This is a genomic window from Pseudaeromonas pectinilytica, assembly GCF_054780855.1.
The window spans coordinates 1-3,829 of the sequence record NZ_BAAGVN010000263.1 but is presented as its reverse complement, the minus strand read 5'-3'; the positions used below and the strand labels follow the sequence as shown (position 1 = coordinate 3,829).

Sequence of the window (3,829 nt, the reverse complement as noted above, 5' to 3'; positions counted from 1 at the left end):
TCAAAACCAGCGGGGCTGACGCCCCGACGAAATTCCCCTCCCACCTACGTCGGTGGGAGCCCCCTTTCGTCAAAAAAGGTGGGTATGTCAGGACAACAAAATTCATTGGTAGCGGTGCTGCGCAGAACCTTCAAGATTGGAAGTGCAATTATTCAAGATCCGGCCCCGACCCTACCACTGTCGATGGTTCAACAGATTTTGAGCGCCACCTATCCGCAGGTCAGATGGACTCAACTGTACGACAGTGATGCCAAGGTTGTTGGCGACACGTTGGAATACGAGTTTCTTATCCCACCGGTAAAGACCAACGGCTGATTGCGTCACTCCTTGAGGGGAATTAACACTGTTAATTCCTCTCCCGCCCCCCCCCTATCCCCATGCACCATCTACAAAATTAACACTGTTAATTTCATCGCGTGAAATCCTGCAGACACCAGTCGAAATGCAAAATTAACACTGTTAATTGCTATGGATTGATAGTGCCTAGTGTTCTCTGTTGTCCATTATTCTGAGGCATCAAGGCGGCCACAACAGCAATCACAACCTGCTGATAGTAAGGTGATGGTGGCGGCTATATCTCACTTATGTACAAACTTTATTGTTCCCAAAGCCCGATTGTGTACAAACATTATCGTCAGTGTACAAACTGTATTGTTCCGAACCCCCACCCCGCAGGACTCCCTTTCGACTTCACCCTACAAAATTAACAGTGTTAATTCCTCTGAATATTCCCCACCCCCCCCAATTAACACTGTTAATTCTGCTCCTGCCTAACCCTGGGGTTGCATTGGCCAGAGTTGAGCGATCATGGCTTCTCAGGCAAACAAACAAGGTTTAACCCATGAGCGACAACCAAGAAGAGATAGAGCATTGGTTGGCCCAATTGGCTGCAGATACCGCAGGGGCAACCGTCACCGATGAAGGCGGAAAAACAGAGAGCACACAAGGAGGGCATGCACAATGGTCAACAATCTACCGGAATCTGAACAGGCTTCGCGTCTTGCCGGTTTCTCAGTTCGACTGCGTGATCCCGCCTCGCTGACACACCAACGGCAGATCCTACCAGCCACATCCAGTGCGGCTGGATTGTCAGTCTCAATTTCAGATATGGCTGATGCAGGGTATAGCACCGACACCATCCAATATAGCGCCATGATTGCCAACACCGTCCGGTTCGCGCACAAACATGGGATTGGCATGGACACCATCAATCGAATGATGGTCGCCCCCAAGTCGGAGGTATTCGGTATGTTCGAGCGGCTTGGGTATGAGATTGCGGCGTTCCTGGCTGAGTTCGGCCAGAAGGCCCAGCAGTCAGCTAAGGAACAAATGCTCTCGACTCTGAAGGGGATGGATAACCCTGAGCTTATCGCAGATTTCATTGGCTTTCTGGATGACCTAAGCCAATCTCAAAACTTCAACATTGGCATGATTCGGGACTTAAACTCGGCATACTTCGGACAGGAAAGCCATATCCTGAAATTCAGAATGTTCGATAATCCAAGTCTTTGCGTATGTTCGCTCGGCTTCAATGAAAGTGAAGTCGAGGCGGCGGCCTGTGCCTCTGTGCTGATTGATCGACTATCACCGATTGGCCTCTGTAGCTCTTTTGTTTGGAACAAGAACCAGTTTTTTACTTGGTGGATGGGTGATGTTTCATTCAAGTTGCCCGAAACCGTAGCTCTGTCTCAGGTGGACAGACTGATGGAGTTGATTGGCGATAACCAAGAAGAGCTAGAGGGTGAGGTTGATGACAGCGATGTACTTAGTCCGGACTTCCAAGATTCCTACCCTGAGCTATACGCCTTGTTGCTAGAGGCTGCAGGGTCTACCGAAGCTGTGGAGACAATGATTTCGGACGCAATGGGAATCTCCGAGAACACAGGTATCGAATTCTGGTCAGCGGTGGCCAATGTGCTGGCGCTGGCCAAGTTTGGTCACTTTGACGATCTGCTGTCGAAGTCTGGCCGTGATTATTCCTATGTCTGCAAGACGGGGAAATTTGAGGTGTTGTCTAGTGACAGTACATATTTCTCCGACTGGCTTTCCCGTTCAGCCCCGTATGTGCAAGAAACTGCTGCACTGTCCTCCCAGGGGGGCGAAGTATTTAACTCTATCGGGGAATCCGATCTGCACATCGATCTTCGTGTTGTTGTTGAACCTATGTCCATTGAAGGATTGAGTTTTTTGACGGATAACTACGACTACCACCATGAGAGCTTAATGAGTGGTGAGATTGAGTGCGTATCGACTTGCATCAATTTGAATGATGCTACCTTAGCTGCAATCGAGGGATGGCAGCGATCCATTCCTATCATTGCAGCCATTGCTGCTGTTTCTAATGCGCGAAAGGGGTAAGGCATGACACCAGTAAAACAAGATCCTAACGCTATCGCTGTAGCAGCGCCAAAGCTGGCTTTAGTGTTTTCCGGCCTTGGGGATAACCTCACCTCAGTCGCTCGACACGATATAGCTGATGGGCGCTTGCAAGTCGGCACGGTCGTTGCGCCAGAGGATCTGCTGGAACTGGTTTTATCCGTTCTCGAGGGGCGAGGGGTAAAGCCAAAGAGTGAACTGCTCCCTGCGAATGTTCTGGTGAATTCAAATGATAAATTGGTTTGGTACCAACCATCACGGATTGCCCCGTTTTGGCATGTGACTAACGGGGAGCGATGCGGTTTCAAAATCAAGTGGCCAGCAATGGTGTTCGCCGTGAGTAAGCTGAGTAAGCAATTTCGCTGTGTCGCGCTTGGCAGTGATGAACGGCCAGATGCCAACTCACCGGTCTACAATCTGCCTATGCCTAACGCCTACCATGGTGGCGGGTTCTGCCTTGGCAACGCAACGCTACCTCGGGAAATCTCCATATCAACGATGGCCTATATAGAGTCATGCGTGTATGACGCCGTGAAAACCCACTCCAATAATTCTCAGGCCATAAAAGGTGGTGAAACGCCAACGAGCTACTGGAACCGCAAGGCCAAGGCCAGACCAAAGACCCCTCCATCAATCACCAAGCGCGACCTCACCAAGATCGGCTTATTGGGAAACTGGCTTGCATCTGCGTAATCCCTGCGACAATAACCAGCATCACGGCTAGTTGGAGATTTTCTATGAAGTGGACGACCCCTTTATCGTTTCTAACCAATCAGGTTTAGGTTCACCTGATTGGATGTGGCGGTACAGGTAGCTTTGTCATGGCAGAGCTATCGATGTTGCATGAACTACTCTTCCGAATTGGGCATCCTGGCCTGAAAGTCACCGCTTGGGATGGTTCGGTAGTTCGTGAGGCTAATCTAGGCCGCCAGCGGTTCCGAGTGTCTGACCTAGGGGTAAGCAAGGCAGAGGCATTAATCACCGCAGAGCGCCTATACAACGGCTTTGATTGGCAAGCTAGCGGGGATTTTGTACCTGAAACACACCACCGGTATAACGACCGCGATTTGCCTCGGATCTATATCACCGCTGTCGATAAACCGAGTCTGCGCGTTGCTTTTGGTCGCATGCTGGCAAAACGAAATGTCGATAATTGCGTATGGATTGATGCCGGTAATGATCATACGAATGGTCAGGTAGTTTTCGGGGCTAAAGACCTGCCCAATGCCTATGACTTGTTTGGTGCTCAGTATGCCGTGATGCCGGATGATGAAAGGAAAAGCTGCAGCAGTGAGGAGGCGTTAGCAAGGCAAGATTTTGGGGTGAACGCTACGGCAGCTCGTATTGTGGGCCAGTTGATGTGGAACATGCTGGCTAATAACATCATGTCGATCAGCCAATAACATCATGCCGATCACTTTTTTTCTGCCCGCGTTTATAGCGTCTTTCTTTT

4 protein-coding genes are annotated in these 3,829 nt (G+C 50.0%); all 4 read left to right on the top strand.

Annotation, left to right across the window (positions count from 1 at the left end):
- On the top strand, positions 1–315 hold a 315-nt coding region (locus ACYVG7_RS10940), incomplete at its 5' end, for a PRTRC system protein C (protein ID WP_460883141.1).
- A 645-nt stretch (positions 316–960) separates the two neighbouring features.
- Positions 961–2,358 carry a hypothetical protein gene (locus ACYVG7_RS10935; RefSeq protein ID WP_460883140.1) on the top strand — a complete coding sequence of 466 codons (1,398 nt, stop codon included), beginning with the start codon at positions 961–963 and terminating at the stop codon, positions 2,356–2,358.
- A gap of 3 nt (positions 2,359–2,361) precedes the next feature.
- Positions 2,362–3,069, top strand: coding sequence for a hypothetical protein (locus ACYVG7_RS10930; protein WP_460883139.1), 708 nt, complete (start codon positions 2,362–2,364; stop codon positions 3,067–3,069).
- Between the two features lie 128 nt (positions 3,070–3,197).
- Complete coding sequence (locus tag ACYVG7_RS10925) at positions 3,198–3,779, top strand: ubiquitin-activating E1 family protein (RefSeq protein WP_460883138.1); 582 nt, start codon at positions 3,198–3,200, stop codon at positions 3,777–3,779.
- Positions 3,780–3,829: the final 50 nt, after the last annotated feature.

What these genes read in the sequence shown, in the direction of transcription:
- ACYVG7_RS10925 (WP_460883138.1), top strand. Translation starts at nt 3,198, where the DNA reads ATGGCAGAGCTATCGATGTTGCATGAACTACTCTTCCGAATTGGGCAT.
- ACYVG7_RS10935 (WP_460883140.1), top strand. Translation starts at nt 961, where the DNA reads ATGGTCAACAATCTACCGGAATCTGAACAGGCTTCGCGTCTTGCCGGT.
- ACYVG7_RS10930 (WP_460883139.1), top strand. Translation starts at nt 2,362, where the DNA reads ATGACACCAGTAAAACAAGATCCTAACGCTATCGCTGTAGCAGCGCCA.